This is a genomic window from Actinomycetospora sp. C-140 (assembly GCF_054796175.1).
The window spans coordinates 95,481-113,748 of sequence record NZ_JBTWNF010000014.1; the positions used below are offsets into that span (position 1 = coordinate 95,481).

General features: G+C 76.3%; 15 protein-coding genes. All 15 read right to left on the reverse strand.

Features of this window, described 5'->3' with window-relative positions; genetic code table 11:
- Nucleotides 1–186: 186 nt before the first annotated feature.
- The 15 genes from ACR9E3_RS22210 to ACR9E3_RS22280 all read right to left on the reverse strand — a co-directional run bounded on the left by ACR9E3_RS22210 (nt 187) and on the right by ACR9E3_RS22280 (nt 18,221).
- Nucleotides 187–1,068: a cell division protein FtsQ/DivIB gene (locus ACR9E3_RS22210; RefSeq protein ID WP_460382708.1), complete on the reverse strand. Its 882-nt coding sequence runs from the start codon at nt 1,066–1,068 to the stop codon at nt 187–189.
- On the reverse strand, nt 1,065–2,549 hold the full coding sequence (gene murC, locus ACR9E3_RS22215) for a UDP-N-acetylmuramate--L-alanine ligase (RefSeq protein WP_460382709.1): 1,485 nt from the start codon (nt 2,547–2,549) through the stop codon (nt 1,065–1,067). The genes ACR9E3_RS22210 and murC overlap by 4 nt, the downstream gene beginning before the upstream one ends.
- Nucleotides 2,546–3,676, reverse strand: coding sequence for an undecaprenyldiphospho-muramoylpentapeptide beta-N-acetylglucosaminyltransferase (gene murG, locus ACR9E3_RS22220; protein ID WP_460382710.1), 1,131 nt, complete (start codon nt 3,674–3,676; stop codon nt 2,546–2,548). Before murG ends, murC begins: the two co-directional genes overlap by 4 nt.
- 33 nt (nt 3,677–3,709) lie before the next feature.
- Nucleotides 3,710–5,032, reverse strand: coding sequence for a putative lipid II flippase FtsW (ftsW, locus tag ACR9E3_RS22225; protein ID WP_460382711.1), 1,323 nt, complete (start codon nt 5,030–5,032; stop codon nt 3,710–3,712).
- Nucleotides 5,029–6,498: a UDP-N-acetylmuramoyl-L-alanine--D-glutamate ligase gene (murD, locus tag ACR9E3_RS22230; protein ID WP_460382712.1), complete on the reverse strand. Its 1,470-nt coding sequence runs from the start codon at nt 6,496–6,498 to the stop codon at nt 5,029–5,031. The genes ftsW and murD overlap by 4 nt, the downstream gene beginning before the upstream one ends.
- A complete protein-coding gene (mraY, locus tag ACR9E3_RS22235; RefSeq protein ID WP_285654575.1) occupies nt 6,491–7,558 on the reverse strand; it encodes a phospho-N-acetylmuramoyl-pentapeptide-transferase in 1,068 nt (355 codons plus the stop codon). Before mraY ends, murD begins: the two co-directional genes overlap by 8 nt.
- Nucleotides 7,555–9,000: a UDP-N-acetylmuramoyl-tripeptide--D-alanyl-D-alanine ligase gene (locus tag ACR9E3_RS22240; RefSeq protein ID WP_460382713.1), complete on the reverse strand. Its 1,446-nt coding sequence runs from the start codon at nt 8,998–9,000 to the stop codon at nt 7,555–7,557. Before ACR9E3_RS22240 ends, mraY begins: the two co-directional genes overlap by 4 nt.
- Nucleotides 8,997–10,622, reverse strand: coding sequence for a UDP-N-acetylmuramoyl-L-alanyl-D-glutamate--2,6-diaminopimelate ligase (locus tag ACR9E3_RS22245; protein ID WP_460382714.1), 1,626 nt, complete (start codon nt 10,620–10,622; stop codon nt 8,997–8,999). The genes ACR9E3_RS22240 and ACR9E3_RS22245 overlap by 4 nt, the downstream gene beginning before the upstream one ends.
- Before the next feature lie 62 nt (nt 10,623–10,684).
- On the reverse strand, nt 10,685–12,601 hold the full coding sequence (locus tag ACR9E3_RS22250) for a peptidoglycan D,D-transpeptidase FtsI family protein (RefSeq protein WP_460382715.1): 1,917 nt from the start codon (nt 12,599–12,601) through the stop codon (nt 10,685–10,687).
- Nucleotides 12,601–13,287 (reverse strand): hypothetical protein, encoded by a 687-nt coding sequence (locus ACR9E3_RS22255; RefSeq protein ID WP_460382716.1) that lies wholly within the window; start codon nt 13,285–13,287, stop codon nt 12,601–12,603. Before ACR9E3_RS22255 ends, ACR9E3_RS22250 begins: the two co-directional genes overlap by 1 nt.
- 37 nt (nt 13,288–13,324) lie before the next feature.
- A complete protein-coding gene (gene rsmH, locus ACR9E3_RS22260; RefSeq protein WP_460382821.1) occupies nt 13,325–14,335 on the reverse strand; it encodes a 16S rRNA (cytosine(1402)-N(4))-methyltransferase RsmH in 1,011 nt (336 codons plus the stop codon).
- A gap of 224 nt (nt 14,336–14,559) precedes the next feature.
- Nucleotides 14,560–14,991 carry a division/cell wall cluster transcriptional repressor MraZ gene (gene mraZ, locus ACR9E3_RS22265; protein ID WP_285654584.1) on the reverse strand — a complete coding sequence of 144 codons (432 nt, stop codon included), beginning with the start codon at nt 14,989–14,991 and terminating at the stop codon, nt 14,560–14,562.
- A 642-nt stretch (nt 14,992–15,633) separates the two neighbouring features.
- Nucleotides 15,634–16,032 carry a DUF3040 domain-containing protein gene (locus tag ACR9E3_RS22270; RefSeq protein WP_285654586.1) on the reverse strand — a complete coding sequence of 133 codons (399 nt, stop codon included), beginning with the start codon at nt 16,030–16,032 and terminating at the stop codon, nt 15,634–15,636.
- A gap of 132 nt (nt 16,033–16,164) precedes the next feature.
- Nucleotides 16,165–17,472, reverse strand: coding sequence for a DNA polymerase IV (dinB, locus tag ACR9E3_RS22275; RefSeq protein WP_460382823.1), 1,308 nt, complete (start codon nt 17,470–17,472; stop codon nt 16,165–16,167).
- Nucleotides 17,469–18,221, reverse strand: a complete 753-nt coding sequence (locus ACR9E3_RS22280) for a class I SAM-dependent methyltransferase (protein WP_460382717.1) — start codon at nt 18,219–18,221, stop codon at nt 17,469–17,471. The genes dinB and ACR9E3_RS22280 overlap by 4 nt, the downstream gene beginning before the upstream one ends.
- Nucleotides 18,222–18,268: the final 47 nt, after the last annotated feature.

Consider the following 18,268-nt stretch of genomic DNA (forward strand, 5'->3'; position numbering starts at 1 on the left):
TCGACCTCTAGTGGAGGTCTAGGTTGAGGGACTGCTGAGCTGAGCGACGTGCGCACGGTAGGCAGGCGCGGGACGGCATTTCCACGAGGCGCGCCGGGCGTGTCCCCACCTCACGGCCATCCCGTCGCCGGGCGGTCACGACCCTCGACCCGCACTCGACGGTTCGTGAGGTCCCGGTGTGTCGCGTCAGCGGACGACGGCGAGGTCCGGGGTCGACACGTCGTAGACGCTGCCGGGCCGGGTGAGGAGCGCGGTCAGCACCGCGGCCTTGCGGTCGTTGTCGGCGTCGGCGCCCCAGCGGACCTCGCGCTCGCCGGTGAGCACGAACCCGACGTCGAACGGACCGTCCGCCCGGACCTCGGTGACGTCGGCGCGCAGGGACGCCGGCACGGCGACGATCACGTCCGCGGCGGCCCGCGTGCCGGGCTCGTCGGGCGAGGGCAGGACCCCGGGCGGCAGGGTGAGCGCCGGGACACCGGCCGGGCGCGCGGGCATCGTCCGGTAGCCGAAGCCGGTGGCGTCGACGAGCAGGACGCCGCCGCCGGGGGCCGGTGCCGCGAGGACGGGCTCCCGCTCGGAGACGGTGACGACGAGGGTGCCGGGCCAGTCGCGGGCGACGTCGACCGACGCGGTGCGGGGCAGGGTGCGCACGCGGTCGGCCACGTCGTCGCCGTCGAGCCAGAGCAGCGAGGTGCCCGGCGCGACGGCCGCGGCGGCGCGGACCGCCTCGGTCTGGTCGGGCGCCGCGCCGACCACCTGCACGTCGCGCACGTCGAGCAGCGGCGACCAGACCGTCACGTACACCACCGCGGCGACGAGCAGCAGCCCCGCGGCGAGCCCGGTCCAGAGCCCGCGACGACGGCGGACCGGACCGGACGCCCGGGGCCGCGCGGACCGCTGCGTGCGCCCCGGCGACCCGGCGGCCGCGCCCGAGGGCCGGGCGCCGGCGCCGCCCGAGCGCCGTTCGCGGTCGGGCCGGTCCCCACGGTCACCGCGGTCACCGCGTCCCGCCCGTCCCGACCGGCCACCCCGGGCGGGGCGGCCGGTGGGCCGGGCGGATCCGCTCACGGCGCGGCGTTCCCGGCCTGCTCGGCGCGGCGCTCGAGCTCGGAGAGCACCTCCGGGCCGAGCACGGTGATGTCGCCGGCGCCCATCGTGACCACGAGGTCGCCGGGACGGGCGAGGTCGGCGAGCAGGGCCGGCACCTGACCCCAGGACGGCTCGTAGTGCACGTTCTGCTCGGGCAGCGTGAGCTGGCGGGCGATCAGCTCGCCGTTGACGCCGGGCTCGGGCTGCTCCCTGGCGCCGTAGACGTCGAGCACCACCACCTCGTCGGCCAGCGACAGCGCGGCGCCGAACTCGGCGGCGAAGTCCCGGGTGCGGGAGTAGAGGTGCGGCTGGAACGCGACGATCAGGCGGCCGGACTCCCCCAGCACGGGCCGGGCGGCGCGCAGCTGCGCGGCGACCTTCGTGGGTGCGTGGGCGTAGTCGTCGTAGACCCGCACGCCCGCGGCGGTACCCCGGTACTCGAAGCGGCGGCGCACCCCGTCGAACCCGGCGAGGCCCGCGAGCAGCCCGTCGAGCGGGGCGCCGAGGTCGAGCCCCGCGAGCAGGGCGGCGCAGGCGTTGAGGGCCTGGTGCTCGCCGGGGACGCCGAGGCGCAGCTCGTGCTCGGCACCCGCGATCCCGAGGCGGATGACGCCGACGGAGCCCTCGGCGCGGTAGTCCAGCACGCGGGCGTCGTCGGGGCCCGTCGCGGCGCGGCCGTAGCGGCGCACGCGCACCCCGGCGGACTCCGCCCGGTCGCCGAGGGCCGCCGCACCGGGGTCGTCGGCGCACACGACCAGCGCGCCGCCGGTCTCGATGCGGGCGGCGAAGGCGTCGAACACGGCGACATAGGCCTCGACGGTGCCGTGGTGGTCGAGGTGGTCGGGCTCGATGTTGGTCACGATCGCCACGGCCGGCGAGTAGGCCAGGAACGAGCCGTCGCTCTCGTCGGCCTCGGCGACGAAGACGTCGCCGAGCCCGTGGTGGGCGCTGGACCCGGACGCGAGCAGGTCGCCGCCGATCATGAACGACGGGTCCTCGCCGCAGGCTTGCAGCGCCACCACGAGCATCGACGTCGTCGACGTCTTGCCGGCGCTGCCCGAGACGCAGGCGGCGCGGTGGTCGGCCATGAGCTCGGCGAGCACCGCGGACCGGTGCAGCAGCGGGATGCCCCGGGCGGCGGCCTCGAGCAGCTCGGGGTTGTCCGGATCGGCCTGGTGCACGGCCTTCGTCGTGACGAGGACCGTCGGGCCCCCGGGCAGCAGGTCGAGGTTGTGCGCGTCGTGGCCGACCGCGACCTCGGCCCCGAGGGTGCGCAGGGCCAGCACCGCGCGCGAGTCCTTCGCGTCCGACCCGGACACCATCGCCCCGCGCGCGAGCAGGATCCGCGCGATCCCGCTCATCGCCGCCCCGCCGGCGCCGATGAAGTGCACCCGCGAGAGCAGGCGCGGCAGCTCCGGCACCCCGACGTCGGACTGCGCCACCTGATCGGTCGGGGTCATGTGGTGGTCCTCCGCTCCGCCCGTGCGCCCGCTACCTCGAGCACCGCCCGCGCCAGTGTCCCGTCCGCCCCCGCGTGCCCCGAACGCCGGGCCGCGCTCGCCGTGGCGGCGAGCCGGGCGGGGTCCGCGACGAGGTCGGTGACGAGCGAGGCGACGGTCTCCCCGGTGAGGTCCGCGTCCGCGACGAGCGACCCGCCGCCGGCGTCGACCACCGGGCGGGCGTTGAGCGCCTGCTCCCCGTTGCCGTGCGGCAGCGGCACGTAGATCGCCGGGAGCCCGACCGTCGAGACCTCGGCGACGGTCATCGCCCCGGCGCGGCACAGCGCGACGTCGGCCGCGGCGTAGGCGAGGTCCATCCGCTCGAGGTAGGGCACCGGTACGTAGCCGTGGGCCTCGACGGTGGGCTCGTTCTTCGGCCCGTGGGCGTGCAGCACCGACACCCCGGCCGCGGTCAGCGCGGGCACCGCGGCGGACACGGCCTCGTTGAGCGAGCGCGCGCCCTGCGAACCGCCGAACACCAGCAGCACCGGCGCCTCGGGGTCGAGCCCGAAGTGCGCCCGTGCCTCGGCGCGCAGGGCGGCACGGTCGAGCCCGGTGATCGCCTCGCGCAGCGGGATGCCGATCACCTCGGCGTCCAGCCCGCTCCCGGGCACCGCGGCGAACACCGAGCGGGCGAACCGCGCGCCCACCTTGTTCGCGATCCCGGCGCGGGCGTTGGCCTCGTGCACGACGATCGGCAGGCGCAGGGACGCGGCGGCCAGGTAGGCGGGCAGCGCGACGTAGCCCCCGAAGCCCACGACGACGTCGGCCCCGACGGCGCGCAGCACCTTCCGGGTGCGGTGCACCGACCGGACGACCCGGTAGGGCAGCCGCGCCAGGTCCGCGTTGGGCTTGCGCGGCAGCGGCACCGGCGGGATGAGCTCCAGCGGGTAGCCGCGCGCCGGGATCAGACGGGTGTCGAGGCCCCGCTCCGTGCCCAGCGCGGTGACGCGGGCGCCGGGCCGCAGGCGGCGGACCGCGTCCGCGGTGGCGAGGGCGGGCTCCACGTGCCCGGCGCTGCCTCCCCCGGCGACGACCACCGAGGGCGTGTCAGGGCTGTCGGTGTCCACGGACGGCTCCCCGCTCATGGCCCCATCGTCCGGGGTCGGCCGCGCCGGGGTTCACCGGCCCCCGCCGCGGGAGGGCCGGTCGTTCGGCCGGTCGGTCATCGCCGCGCGCGGCAGGCTCGGCTCCGGCAGGCGCAGTACGCGGGCCAGTCGGCCCTGACCGTGGGCGCGCAGGGCCGCGGCCGCCTCGGGCTCGTGGCGTGCGAAGTTCGCCAGCAGCCCCCCGGACAACAGGGCGAGGGCCAGCGAGGTGCCGCCGGAGGACACCAGCGGCAGCGGGATGCCCGTCACCGGCAGGAGGCCGACGACGTACCCGATGTTGATGCAGGCCTGCGCGACCAGCCACACCGTCAGCGTCGCGGCCACGGCGCGCATCCACGGGTCGGCGCTGCGCGCGGCGATCCGCAGGCCGACGTAGGCGAGGGTGGCGAACAGGGCGACCACCGCGAACGCGCCGACGAACCCGAGCTCCTCACCGATGATCGCGAAGATGAAGTCGTTGTCGGCGTTGGGCAGGTAGTCCCACTTCGCCCGTCCCTGCCCGAGGCCCGCGCCGAACAGCCCGCCGTCGGCGAGCGAGTACAGCGCCTGGCGCGCCTGGTAGGCGGGCCCGAGCGGGTCGGCGAGGTCCGGGTTGAGGAACGCGGTGATCCGGCTCTGGCGGTAGGTCGCGACGATCCCGAGGACGACGGAGCCGACCACCCCGCTGGACACGATGAACGCCATCAGCCCCAGCGGCGCGCACGCGAACCACAGCAGGGCGAACACGATGATCATCAAGGAGACCGTCGTGCCCAGGTCCGGCTGGGCGAGCACGAGCGCGAGGATCAGCAGCGACACCGGCAGCAGCGGCATCAGCGCCGCCTTCCAGGTGCGCGGGTGCGGGCGGTGGCGCACCAGGACGTGCGCCCCCCACAGCGCGAGCGCGATCTTGGTGAGCTCGGAGGGCTGCAGCGAGAGCCCGGCGATGCGGAACCAGGCGCGCGAGCCGTTGACCTCCGACCCCAGGCCCGGCACCAGCACGAGCACGAGCAGCACCAGGCAGCCGGCGAGCAGCCAGGGGCTGGCCGCGCGGAGCTTGCGCGGGGGGATCCGCAGCCCGAGCCAGAACAGGGCGAGCCCGATGAGGGCGAAGACGGCCTGGCGCAGGAACACCCCGTACGACGAGCCGCCGGCCGCATACGACGACACCGCCGAGGCCGAGAGCACCATGACCAGCCCGAGCGCGGTCAGCAGCCCGAACACCGCCAGCACCAGGTGCAGCGACGTCAGCGGACGCTCGAGCCACTGGTGCAGCGCGGTGCGGGCGGACGCGACGAGACCGGGGCGGCCGGGACGGGCCGGGCGGGAGCGGGGCCCCCGGGCCGGCGCGCTCACGCCGCGCCGCCGCCGGTGGGACTCGGGGCCTCGTCCGGGACCGCGGCGCCCTGCGGCCCCGCGCCGCCGGCCACGACCCGGGCCGCGGCGGCGAAGGCGTCGCCGCGGGCGGCGTAGTCGCGGAACATGTCCATCGACGCGGCGGCGGGCGCGAGCAGCACGGTGTCGCCCGGCTGCGCCAGGCCGGCCGCCGCCCGCGCGGCACGGAGCATCGACTCGCCCGCTGTGTCGCTCGCTCGGTCAGTCACGGCCCCATCGTCACCCCCGCCGACGTCCCGGACGGGGACCTCGGGGGCGTGTCGCGCGAGAGCGGCCGCGACGGCGTCCCGGTCGCGACCCAGCACCACCGCGCCGGCCAGGCGCCCGCGGTGGGCCACGACGAGGTCGGTGACGTCGGCGCCCTTGAGCAGCCCGCCCGCCACCCACACCACGCGGTCGTGCCCGGCCAGCGACGCCGCGGCCGCGTGCGGGTTGGTGGCCTTCGAGTCGTCGACCCACCGCACGCCGCCCGCCTCGGCGACCACGGCCCCGCGGTGCGCGCCCGGCGCCACCGCCCGCAGCCCCGCGGCGACCGCCTCCGGGGGCACGCCGTGCGCGCGGGCCAGCGCGGCCGCGGCCAGGGCGTTGGCTTCCCCGGGCGGCCCGGGCGGGGCGACGTCGGCGACCGCGGCGAGCTCCACACGATCGCCGAACGCCCGGTCGACCAGGTGCCCGTCGACGATGCCCAGCTCGCCCGGCCCCGGCGCGCCGCGGGTGAACCCCACGTGCCGCGGTGCCGGGGCGGCGAGCAGCAGCGCCGTCGCCTCCCGGTCGTCGAGCCCGCCGACGGCGACCTCCCCGCGCAGCACCCGCGCCTTCGCCGCGCCGTAGGCGGCCATCGAGCCGTGCCAGTCGAGGTGGTCCTCGGCGAGGTTGAGCAGCGCGCCCGCGTAGGGCCGCACCGAGGGCGACCACTCGAGCTGGAAGCTGGAGAGCTCCACGGCGAGCACCCGGTGGCCCGCCCGGAGGGCGTCGACCACCGGCAGCCCGATGTTCCCGCAGGCGACCGCGTCCTCCCCCGCCGCGCGCAGGATCGCCTCGAGCATCGTCGTGGTCGTGGTCTTGCCGTTCGTGCCGGTGACCGCGAGCCAGCGCGGCGGACCGTCCGGGCAGACCTCCGCGTCGCCGCCCAGCAGGAACGCGAGCTCCGGCTCGCCGATCATCGGGACCGACGCGTCCCGGGCGGCCAGGGCCAGCGGGGAGTCGGTGCGGAAGCCGGGGCTGGTGACGACGAGGTCGCATCCCCCGGGCAGGGCGGCCAGGTCGCGGGTGCGGGCGACGGGGCGGTCGCCCAGCCCGTCCAGCTGGGCGGGATCGCCGTCGGCGACCGTGACCCGAGCGCCCAGGAACAGCAGCACGTCGACGACCGAGACCCCCGTGCGGCGCGCCCCGGCCACGAGCACGTGCCGGTCACGCCACTCAGCCACCCGACGCTGCCAACCACTCGCTGTAGAACAGTCCGAGCCCCAGGGCGCAGCAGATCGCCGCGAGCAGCCAGAACCGGATGATCACTGTGGTCTCGGCCCAGCCCGCCAGTTCGAAGTGGTGGTGGAACGGCGCCATCCGGAACGGTCGCCGTCGCGTCGTGCGGAACACCGCCACCTGCAGCACCACCGACAGCGCCTCGACGACGAACACGCCGCCGAGCACCACGAGCAGCAGCTCGGTGCGCGTCACCATGCTCAGCCCCGCGAAGAGCCCGCCGAGGGCCAGCGATCCCGTGTCGCCCATGAAGATCCTCGCGGGCGCGGCGTTCCACCACAGGAACCCGATGCACGCCCCCATCGCGGCGGCGGCGACGAGGGTGATGTCGAGGGGGTCGCGGACCTGGTAGCAGCCCGCCTCGATCTGCATGCCGCAGGCGTTGCGGAACTGCCAGAACGACACGATGAGGTACGTGGCGAGCACCATCGCCGACGTGCCCGCCGCGAGGCCGTCGAGCCCGTCGGTGAGGTTCACGGCGTTCGACCAGGCCGTCACCACCAGGTAGCAGAAGATGACGAAGCCGATCGTGCCGAGGCTGACCACGGCGATGTCACGGACGAACGAGAGGTTCGGGGACGCGGGTCGCAGGCCCTGCTCGTCGGGGAACTGCAGCGCGAGCACCCCGAACAGCACGGCGGTGACGAGCTGCCCGACCAGCTTCGCGGTCTTGTTCAGGCCGAGGTTGCGCTGACGCCGGATCTTGATGAAGTCGTCGAGGAACCCGACGATCCCCAGCGAGGTCATCAGCATCAGCACGAGCAGGCCGGACGCCGAGATGGCGACGTCGCCGACGAGGTGCGCCCCGAGGTAGCCGACCCACACCGCGACGAGGATCGCGACGCCGCCCATGGTCGGCGTGCCGCGCTTGCCGCGGTGGCTCTGCGGGCCCTCCTCGCGGATCTCCTGGCCGAACCCCTGCTTGATGAACAGCCGGATCACGTACGGGGTCAGGAGGATCGACACGGCCAGCGCGACCCCCGCCGCGACCAGCACGCCCCTCATCGGGCTCCTTCCCCGTCGATGAGCACTGCGGCGACCCTCTCCAGCCCCGCGGACCGGGACGCCTTGACCAGCACGACGTCGCCGGGCGCGACGCCGGCGCTCACCATCTCAGCCGCCGCCGCGACGTCGGGGACCAGGTGGGAGTCGACGCCCGCGGAGGCCGCCGCCTCGTGCAGGCGTACCACCGCCTCGTCCGCGCCGACCACCACGAGCCGCTCGACGCCGGTGCGGGCGACCTCGCGGCCGAGCTCGCCGTGCGCGCGGGCGGCGTCGTCGCCCAGCTCGGCCATCATCCCGAGCACGGCGGTGTGGCGGCCACCCATCGCGCCGAGCGTCGCGAGCGCCGCGCGCATCGACTCGGGGTTGGCGTTGTAGGCGTCGTTGAGCACCCGGACGCCGTCGGGGCGCTCGGTGAGCTCCATGCGCCAGCGCGATCGCGCCGAGGCGGTGCCGAGCCGCTCGGCGACCGTGGCGACGTCGAGCCCCGCCTCGAGCGCGACGGCCGCGGCGGCGAGGGCGTTGTCGACGTGGTGGGCACCGTGCAGCGCGAGACGGACCGGGGCCTCGCCGGCCGGGGTGACCAGCCGGAACGTGGCCCGTCCCGCGTCGTCGAGCGCCTCGTCGACGGCGCGGACGGTGGCCTGCGGGGCACGGCCGGCGTGCACGACCCGCGCCGCGGTCCGGTGCTCCATCGCCGCCACCACGGGGTCGTCGGCGCCCAGGACGGCCACCCCGGTGGACGGCAGCGCCTCCACGAGCTCGCCCTTGGCCTGCGCGATCGCCTCCCGGGAGCCGAACTCGCCGAGGTGCGCGGAACCGACGTTGAGCACGACCCCGACCCGCGGCGGCGCCACCCGGCACAGGGCCGCGACGTGGCCGGGCCCGCGGGCGGAGAGCTCGAGCACCAGGTGGCGGGTGGACGGCGTGGCGCGCAGCGCGGTCCAGGGGTGCCCGAGCTCGTTGTTGAACGACCCGGGCGGGGCGACGGTCTCGCCGGCCCCCTCGAGCAGGTGCGCGGTGAGGTCCTTGGTCGACGTCTTGCCCGACGAGCCGGTGATGCCCACGACCAGCAGGCCGTCCGCGGCGAGGACGTCGACGACGTGACGCGCCAGCAGGGCGAGACCCGCGAGCACCCCCGCCCCGGCGCCGCCGGAGTCGGCGGCGAGCACGTAGGAGCTGGAGACGGCCTCGACCGGCGGGACGATCACCGCCGGCGCGTCCACCTCCCGGGCGGCGAGCACGCCCGCGGCGCCCGCGGCCATCGCGGCCCCGACGAACGCGTGCCCGTCGACGCGCTCGCCGGGCAGGGCGACGAACAGCCCGCCCGGCGTGACCGCGCGGCTGTCGAACTCGACGGTGCCGGTGACCCGCTCGTCCCCCGTCGCGCCGGACAGACGCCCACCGGTGACGCGGGCGACGTCGGCGAGGGTCAGGTCGATCACGCGCGACCACCCTGGACGCGCGCGAGCGCCCGCTCCAGCTCGTCGACGTCGGAGAAGGGGAGCTTCTCGGCCCCGATCTGCTGGCCCGTCTCGTGCCCCTTGCCCGCGACCACGACCACGTCGCCGGCCCGCGCGGCGCCCACGGCGGCGGCGATGGCCTCGCGCCGGTCGCCGACCTCGTCGATGACGGCGCCGGAGACCTCGCGGGCGCCGTCGAGCACCGCGGCGCGGATCGTGGCCGGGTCCTCGGTGCGCGGGTTGTCGTCGGTGACCCAGAGGTGGTCGGAGAGCTGCGCGGCGAGGCGGCCCATGACCGGGCGCTTCGCGCGGTCGCGGTCGCCCCCGCAGCCCAGCACGGTGAGCACCCGGCCGTCGGTGCCGGCGCGCAGCGTCTCGAGCAGGGCCGCGACCGCCGCCGGCTTGTGGGCGTAGTCGACGACCGCGAGGAACGGCTGCCCCGCCTCGACGCGCTGCATCCGCCCCGGCACCCGGACCTCGGCCAGCCCGCGGGCGAGCGCGGCCGGATCGTAGCCGGCGGCGGCCCCGCAGGCCAGGGCGAGCAGGGCGTTGGTGACGTTGAAGGCGCCCGGCAGGCGGACCGCCACCGGCAGCACGAGCTCGTCGGGGCCGTGCACGGTGAAGCGCTGGGTGCCGTCGGGCAGCGCGACGATCTCCTCGGCGCGCCAGTCGGCGTCCGGGGTCCCGACCGTGACGGTGCCCTCGCGGACCAGCCGGCGCCCCCAGGAGGTGTCGATGCAGACCACCTCGGCCGCCGAGCGCCCGTCGAACAGGCGGGCCTTGGCCGCGAAGTAGTCCTCCATGTCGGCGTGGAAGTCGAGGTGCTCGGCCGAGAGGTTGGTGAAGGCCCCGACCGCGAAGCGCGTGCCCGCGACCCGGCCGAGCGACAGCGCGTGGCTGGAGACCTCCATGGCCACGTGGCTCGCGCCGTCGTCGGCCATCCGCGCGAGCAGAGCCTGCAGGTCGGGGGCCTCGGGGGTGGTGAAGGCGCTGGGCAGGCGCTGCCCGCCGAGCCGGGTCTCCACGGTCCCGATCAGCCCGGTGCTCGCGCCGGCCGCGGCGAGCGCCGCCTCGAGCAGGTACACCGAGGTCGTCTTGCCGCTCGTGCCGGTGACCCCGAGGACGGCGAGCCGCGTCGACGGGTCGCCGTAGACCAGCGCGGACGCGTGCCCGATCGCCCCGCGGGGATCGGCGTGCACGAGCACCGGGACGCCGGCGTCGCGCAGCGCGGCGCGCTCGGCCCCGGCGGCGTCGGTGAGGACGGCCGCCGCACCGCGCGCGAGGGCGTCGGCGGCGAAGTCGGCACCGTGGGCGCGCGCGCCCGGCAGGGCCGCGAAGAGGTCGCCGGGGCGCACCTCGTGGGCACGCAGCGTGGCGCCGGTGACGGTCGCGGCGGCGTCGCCGACGATCTCCGGGGCGGCGTCGTCCGCGAGCGCCGCGTGGATGCGCTCCGCGACCGCGGTGATCGTCACGGGCACGGTGTGCACCGGTCGCAGCGGTCCCGGGTCGGCGCCCTGCGCGGCGCCCTCGGAACCGCCGTCGGGGACCCGCCCCCGGGCGGGGCCGGCGGCGTCGTCGAAGGTTCTCGGCGGTGCGGCGGGCACGGGCGAAGGCTACTCACCGGCCCCGTGCGTCCCGGCAGGCCCTGTGCCCTGGCACGGGGCGGTCACGGGAGCGTCAGCGGCACCTGGCGCGGCGGCGCGGTCGAGACCGGGACGTTGCCGTGCTGGGCCAGGTAGGCCGCGATGTCGTGGAACAGCGGGGCCGCGGAGTCGCCGCCCGGCGGGCGGTCGAGCATGAGCGCGACGACGTAGCGCGGGTCCTGCGCGGGGAACATCCCGGCGAAGGTGATCCAGTAGTTCGACTGGGAGTAGCAGCCGCATCCCGGGTCGACCTGCTGCGCGGTGCCGGTCTTGCCGGCCACCGGGTAGCCGGGGATCGCGGCGGCCGGCCCCGTCCCCCGGTCGCCGCCGTGGCCGTCCTGCGTCACCGACTGCAGCATGTCGCGCATCGTGTGCGCGGTCTGCGGGCTCATCGCGCGGACGCCCTCGGGCGCCGGCGACGGGCTGCGGACCCCGTCGGCGCCGACCTCGGCCTCGACGATGCGGGGCGGCACGCGCACGCCGTCGTTGGCGACGGCCTGGTACATGCTCGCCATCTGCAGCGTGGTCATCGACAGGCCCTGCCCGATCGGCAGGTTGCCGAACGTCGAGCCCGACCAGTCCTCGCGCGCCGGCACCGACCCCGGGCTCTCGCCGGGCAGCTCGATGCCGGTCCGGGTGCCGATGCCGAGGGCGTCGAGCATCGAGGCGAAGCGGTCCGGCCCGACCCGCTGGGCCGTCATCAGCGTGCCGACGTTCGACGACCGCCCGAGGACGCCGTTGAGCGTCAGGTGGATCGTGCCGTGGGACCACGCGTCGCTGATGGTGCGGTCGGCGAAGCGGATGCTGCCCGGCACGGTGAGGACGTCCTCGGGGCGGGCGACTCCCGCCTCGATCGCGGCGGCCATCGTCACGATCTTGTTGACCGAGCCGGGCTCGAACGGGCTGGTCACCGACGGGTTGCTCAGCTGCGAGCCGGGGGTGCCGGGTGCGGCCGGGTTGAACGACCCCGAGTTGGCCATGGAGAGCACCTGGCCGGTGTGCGCGTCGAGCACGACCGCGCTGCCGGTGCGGGCGCCGACCCGCGCGGTGTAGTCGCGCAGGCGCTGCTCGACGGCGTACTGGAGGTCGGTGTCGAGGGAGAGGACGACGTCGCGGCCGGCCTGGGCGGGCTGCTCGGCGCGGGTGGTGCCGGGGATGACGGCGTCGCTGCCCTCCGCGGTGTCGACGACCCGGAAGCCGTCGGTGCCGGCCAGGGTCGTGTCGAGCGCGCTCTCCAGCCCGATCGACCCGCGGATCTTCTGGCGGTCCATGTTCCACGCGGCGCTGCCGACGACGGTCGCCGCGACGTCGCCCGCGGGGTACTGGCGCGACTCGCGGTCCTCCTCGGCGATCTCGGGGAACGCCTCGCGCACCTGGCGCGCCGCCCCCGGGTCGACCAGCGGGGCGAGCACGACGTAGCTGCGGTCGGACGTCAGCGCCTGGAAGATCGGACCGGGATCGGTGCCGAGGATGCGGCCCATGCCCAGCGCGATCGCCGACTTGCGCTGGTCCGCGGTCGGGGAGCCGGGCTGCGAGCGGACCGCCGGCTCGTTCCAGTCGGCGGTGATGCGCCGCGGGTTCGCGACGAGCGCCTTCGCCTCGACGCTGAACGCGAGCGGGGTGCCGTAGCGGTCGAGGATCGACCCGCGCTCGGCGGGGACGACCAGCCGCGTCGTGCGCTGGCGGGCGGCGTCGGCGGACAGGTCGCCCGCCCGGATGCCCTGGACCTCGACGAGCTTGAGCGTGCACAGCAGCAGGACGGCAACCAGCAGCACGCGGCCGACCCGCAGGCGGCGCCGCGGGTCCGGCGGGCGCGCCGCGGGACGGCGGGCCGGGCGCCGCGGCGGGGGCGGCGGTGGCGCCGGGCGGCGGCCACCGGGGGCGCGCCCGCCCGGGGCCCGGGCCGGCGGACGGCTCAGCGTCGCCGCGCTGCGCGGCATCAGCGGCCGGCCGGGTCGGACGCGGCGGGACGCTCGGTGTTCTGCGCCGGTCGCCCGTCGTCGGGCACGGCGACGAGCTGGTCCTCGGCGGCGGCCGCGCCGGCGGGCGCCGGGGCCTGCTGGCCGTCGGCGGCGGCCTGCGCGCCGTTGACCTGCGCGGGATCGGCGGGGGGCTGTCCCGGCGGGGCCTGGCCGGGCGGGGCCGCGGGGGTCTGCACCGGCGGGGCGACGGCCTGGGCCGGCCGCGGGTCGCCGATCACCTGCGACGACCCGTCGGGGTGGACGAGCAGCACGGCGGGCTCCCCCGCCGGCACCATGCCCTGGGCTCGGGCCGCCGCCGCGAGCGCGGGCGCGGACTGCGCGGCCGCGACGTCGCGGTGCAGGCGCTCGCTCTGCTCGGAGAGGTCGCGGGCGACCTGGCGGGCCTCGTCGAGGCGGTAGGAGTCGGCCGCCGCGGCGGTCGAGAGCCACAGCGTCGCCACCAGCCCGCCGGTGAGCAGCACCATGATGAGGAGCACGAAGGGCGCGGTCCCCGAGGCGCGCGCCTCGGTGGTCGCGTCGCGGCGGGTCGCCGCGGCGGGCCGGCGCGGGGCCGTCCCGCGGCGCGTCGACGCCGGCGTACGCGGGTCGGGCCGGGTGTCGGTCCGGCCGCTCGTCCGGGGGCCGGTCAGCGTCGCGGTGCTCATGCCCTCGTCCTCTCCGTGGCCGTGTCCCTCGTGGTGCTCATGCCGCCGCCTCCCGGACCCGTTCCGCAGCCCGCAGCCGCACCGACGCCGCGCGGGGGTTGGCGGCGATCTCGTCCTCGTCGGCCTTCTCCGCGCCGCGGGTGAGCAGGCGCAGGTCGGGCTCGTCCTCCGGTCGCACCACCGGCATGTCCGGCGGTGCCTTCGAGCGGCTGTGCTCGGCGAGCACGCGCTTGACGATGCGGTCCTCCAGGGACTGGTAGGACATGACGACCACCCGGCCGCCGACCGCCAGGGCGTCCACGGCGGCCGGGACCGCCGCGGCGACCGCGTCGAGCTCGCCGTTGACCTCCACCCGCAGCGCCTGGAACGTGCGCTTCGCGGGGTGGCCGCCGGTGCGGCGGGCGGCCGCGGGGATGGCCTGCTCGAGGAGGGCGACGAGCTCCGCGCTGGTCCGCAGCGGAGCCCGCCGCCGGGCACGCACGACGGCCTCGACGATGCGCCGGGCCGCTCGCTCCTCGCCGTAGTCGTGGAGCACCCGGATCAGGTCGCCCGGGGCGTAGGTGTTGAGGACGTCCGCGGCGGTCGGCCCGGTCGACGGGTCCATCCGCATGTCCAGCGGGGCGTCGCGGGCGTAGGAGAAGCCGCGCTCGTCCTCGTCGAGCTGCATCGACGAGACGCCGAGGTCGAAGAGGACGCCCTGGACGGCGCCGTACCCGAGGTCGTCGAGCACCTCGGGCAGCGCATCGAAGACGGCGTGCACGAAGTGCGTCCGGTCGGCGTAGGGCGCGAGGCGCGTCCGGGCAAGCCGCAGCGCCGATTCGTCTCTATCAACACCCACAAGAGTGAGTCCAGAGTGCCGAGAAAGGAGCGCGGCGGAGTGGCCGGCAGCCCCCAGGGTGGCGTCGACGAGCACCGCGTCGCGGTCGGTGAGGGCGGGCGCGAAGAGGGTGAGGATGCGGTCGAGCAGGACGGGGACGTGGCGCTGGTCGGCGACGTCCGGCGGTGGGTCACCGCCGAGGGGCGGCTCCGCCCCGTGCCCGTCCACCACTGCCGCCACCCGTTTCCACCGACTCGTCGGCGGGCCGGCCGGCCCGCCGTCTGCTCGCTGCCCGCTCGCAGCGCCGGGTGCCGTCACGTCCCGGTCCGCAGATCGACGGACCTGGCGCCGGGGAAGGTGCGCCAGGGCCGTCGCCCTGCGGGCCGGGGCCTCACGGCACCCGGCGTGACGCCCCTCGGGGCGCCGCGTGATCTCTGTTGTCGGTGCGGTCGGCGTCAGAAGACGCCCGGCAGCACTTCCTGCTGGGCCTGCGCGTAGCCGGCCTCGTGCTCGTCCTGGTAGCGCGCCCAGGCCGCGCTGTCCCAGATCTCGAGGCGGTTGACCGCCCCGATCACCGTGCAGTCGCGGTCGAGCCCGGCGTACCGCCGCAGCTCGGCCGCGATGGGGATGCGGCCCTGGGAGTCGGGGCGCTGCTCGTCGGTGCCGGCGAACAGGTAGCGCTGGTACGCGCGCACCCGCTCGTCGGTGAACGGCGCCTCGGCCACCTTGCGGGCCATCTGCTCGAACTCGTCACGGGGGAACACGTAGAGGCAGTGGTCCTGGCCCTTCGTGATCATCAACCCCCCTGCGAGCTCGTCGCGGAACCTGGCGGGCAGGGTCAACCTGCCCTTGTCGTCCAATCGCGGGGTGTGGGTGCCGAGGAACACGGCCCCCACCTCCCCTGTGAGACCCCGTCCGCCCCACTGCGCACCACCATACCCCACATATCCCCACGACCAAACCATCCTGCGCGCCCGGCGATCCCCGATTCGGGTAGTCGTGCCTGGTCAGCGCCGGTGGGGCGGAGTGGGGGGTGCGAGCGGTGACCTTCTCTCCAGGGCGTTCGCGTGTGGCGCCGACACGCCGGGCGCCGTCGTTCCCCACCACCGGGGCCTGGCTCTGAGCTGGGCGACCGCGTTCACGGGGCTCCCGTGGCGGCGGTGTGGGGCAGGGTGGGGGGCGTGGGGAGCGGCGCGGGGCGCCCGGTGGGGCGAGGTGGAGCGCCGCGGTGGGGAGATGTGGGGGCGACGTGGTGGGGCGCGGTGGGGCGCGGCGGGAACCTCGCGGCGCCGTCACCGGCGCCCCGCAGGCCGCGAGGAGCACGTTCGGCAGGCCCGCGAGCCTCCGGATCATGCGAAACGTGCCCCTCGCGACCCCGGGGCGCCCTGCCGCGAGATCAGGAGCGCGTCACGCACCCGACGAGGCAGGTCGAGGTGCACCAGGTGCTCCTGATCTCCAGAGCGGGCCCGGAACGACGACGCGCCGCCGACCACGGGGGTCGACGGCGCATCGGGTGACTCGGGGTGGCGCTACTCCTGCTCGAAGCGGCGGCGGAAGCGCTCTTCCATGCGGGAGGTGAAGCGGCTGCGCTCCTTCTCGGTGGCGGCGCCGCCGGCGGCGGCCTCGCCTTCCGCGGCCGCCTCCTTCTTGCGCGCGCCGAAGGAGGTGATCGCGAGGACCGCCCCGCCGAACATCGCGAGGAAGCCCACGACGCTGACGATGATCCCCGGAACCGAGGAACTGAAGACGACGCCGAGCACCAGCATCACGACGCCGATCACGAAGAGCGCGATGCCCTGGATACGGCGCCGGCGCGACGGACGTCGGAGCTTGCCTCCCCGAACCGTGGACGCGAACTTCGGGTCCTCGTCGTAGAGAGCGCGCTCGATCTGCTCGAGCAGACGCTGCTCGTGCTCGGAGAGCGGCATGGTTCTCCTCCGGCACCGGAATGGAATTCGCCCGACCTGGGGTGGTCCGGCGGGCATCGTCCTGATGTCCCGTCACCATCGTACGAGTCCGCCGACCGCTCCACTACCCGGACCGGCGTGTTGCGCTCTCGATCATCCGTTCGGCTCCGGTGGTGATGTCGCTCGCGACACGTTCGGCTGCGGTCGGTGACCATCGCGGGCCTTCTCCGCCGCGTCGGCGGGAGATCGCGCCCGGGACGGGTCGGGATCACCGAGCAGGCTCGCCGGCCGGACGGCCGCGACGCCGAACCGGGAACGCGCCTGGTCAGCCGCCCGCTCGGCGTCGGACCACCCGTGCTCGGGCTCGCCGAGCGCGATCTGCTCGGGCGCGCGGTCAGCCGGGACGAGCCCTTCGCCCCGCACACCGAGCAGCCGGACGGGCGCGATGTCGCCGAGCGCGTCGAGGAGATCGACCGCGGTGGTGTGGAGATCGCGCGCCAGGTCCGTCGGCGCCGGGAGGGTGCGGGACCGTGTGATCGTCGTGAAGTCGTCGAACCTGACCTTGAGCGCGACCGTGCGGGCGCGCACCCCGCGGTGGCGCAGCATCCGCGCGGCACGATCGGCGAGGCGCAGCAGCTCGCGGCGCCGCACGGCCGGGTCGACGAGGTCGCGGGCGAAGGTCTCCTCCGCCCCCGCCGACTTCTCCCGTCCGTGCGGGTCGACCCGGCGCTCGTCCACCCCGTGCGCGAGGGCGACCAGGTGGGCGGCGTGGGCGTCGCCCACCGCGCGCCGCATCGTCGTGTAGCCCGCCGCCGCGACGTCGGCGACGGTCGCGATGCCGTGGCGGTCGAGCACCTCGGCGGTGCGCTCGCCGACGCCCCACAGCGCACCGACGGGCAGCGGGTCGAGGAACGCGCGGACGCCGTCGGCCGGCACGAGGTGCACGCCGTCCGGTTTGGCCACGCGCGACGCGAGCTTGGCGACGAACATCGTCGGCGCGACCCCGACCGAGCACGTGATCCCCTGCGACGCGGCCACCTCCTCGCGGATCGAGGCCGCGACGCCGAGCGGTGTCGTGCCGAGCCGGCGCAGCGCGCCCGAGACGTCGAGGAAGGCCTCGTCGAGGCTCAGCGGCTGGACGAGCGGCGTGACCGACCGGAACACCGCCATGACGGCGCGGGAGACCTCGGCGTAGGTGGCGAAGTCCGGGCGGAGGAACACGGCCTGCGGGCAGAGCCGGTGCGCGCGGGCCGAGGGCATCGCCGACCGGACCCCGTACGCCCGGGCCTCGTAGCTGGCCGAGAGCACGACGCCGCGTTCCGGTCCCCCGCCGACGACGACGGGCCGGCCGCGCAGCTCGGGCCGCGAGCGGATCTCCACGGCCGCGTAGAAGGCGTCCATGTCGACGTGCAGGACACCGCAGCCCGCGTCCCGGGCGGGGCCGGGCTCTGGCTCGCTCAGCCCGGCCGCCGGGCGAGGACGTGCAGCCGCGAGGCCATGTCACGCAACGGGGGCGTGCCCGCGGCGATGTCCTCGAGCTCGGCGAGCGGGTCGCTCGGCGCGCCGCCGGGCTCGAGGACGCCGTCGGGCACCAGGTCGGCGAGGACGCGGTGGCCCTGCACCCGCTCGACGGTCAGCTGCCCCCCGGCCTCGACGAGCGTGCGGATCTCCTCGACGTCCATGCGCCGGCGCAGCGGGTCGTCCTCGCCCCACCGGCCGCGGGGGTCGACGAGCACCTGGCGGGCCTCGGCGAGACGGCCCGCGACCACCCGGGAGAGCACGGCCGCGAACCGGCCGGCCACCAGCAGCGAGACCGCGCCGCCGGGCACCGTGGCCGCGGCGAGCGCCCGGCACGCCTCGGCGGGGTCGTCGACGTACTCGAGCAGACCGTGGCCGAGCACGAGGTCGGCCTCCGCGGAGCCGATCGCGTCGACGAGCGTGTCGACGTCGCCCTGGATCGCGTGCACCCCGTCGGCGACCCCGGCGTCGCGCGCCCGGCTGCGCAGGACCGCGAGGGCGTTCGCGCTCGAGTCGACGACCGTGACCTCGCACCCGTCCGCCGCGAGCGGCACCGCCCAGGTGCCGCTGCCGCCGCCGACGTCGAGCACCCGGGGGGCGGCACCGTCACGTCGCGAGCGCGCGGCGGTGAGCTCCACCCGCAGCGTGCGCGCGACGACGTCGACCGGGGCGAACGACGCGGTACGGCTCACGGCGACACCGTAGAACGTGTGACGCGTGCGCGGGCGTACCGGCAACC

Bases quoted from the DNA above. Each gene is read 5' to 3' on its own strand.
- murC (WP_460382709.1), bottom strand. From the start codon at position 2,549: ATGACCCCGACCGATCAGGTGGCGCAGTCCGACGTCGGGGTGCCGGAG.
- ACR9E3_RS22270 (WP_285654586.1), bottom strand. From the start codon at position 16,032: ATGCCGCTCTCCGAGCACGAGCAGCGTCTGCTCGAGCAGATCGAGCGC.
- ACR9E3_RS22255 (WP_460382716.1), bottom strand. From the start codon at position 13,287: ATGAGCACCGCGACGCTGACCGGCCCCCGGACGAGCGGCCGGACCGAC.
- ACR9E3_RS22250 (WP_460382715.1), bottom strand. From the start codon at position 12,601: ATGCCGCGCAGCGCGGCGACGCTGAGCCGTCCGCCGGCCCGGGCCCCG.
- mraY (WP_285654575.1), bottom strand. From the start codon at position 7,558: ATGAGGGGCGTGCTGGTCGCGGCGGGGGTCGCGCTGGCCGTGTCGATC.
- murG (WP_460382710.1), bottom strand. From the start codon at position 3,676: ATGAGCGGGGAGCCGTCCGTGGACACCGACAGCCCTGACACGCCCTCG.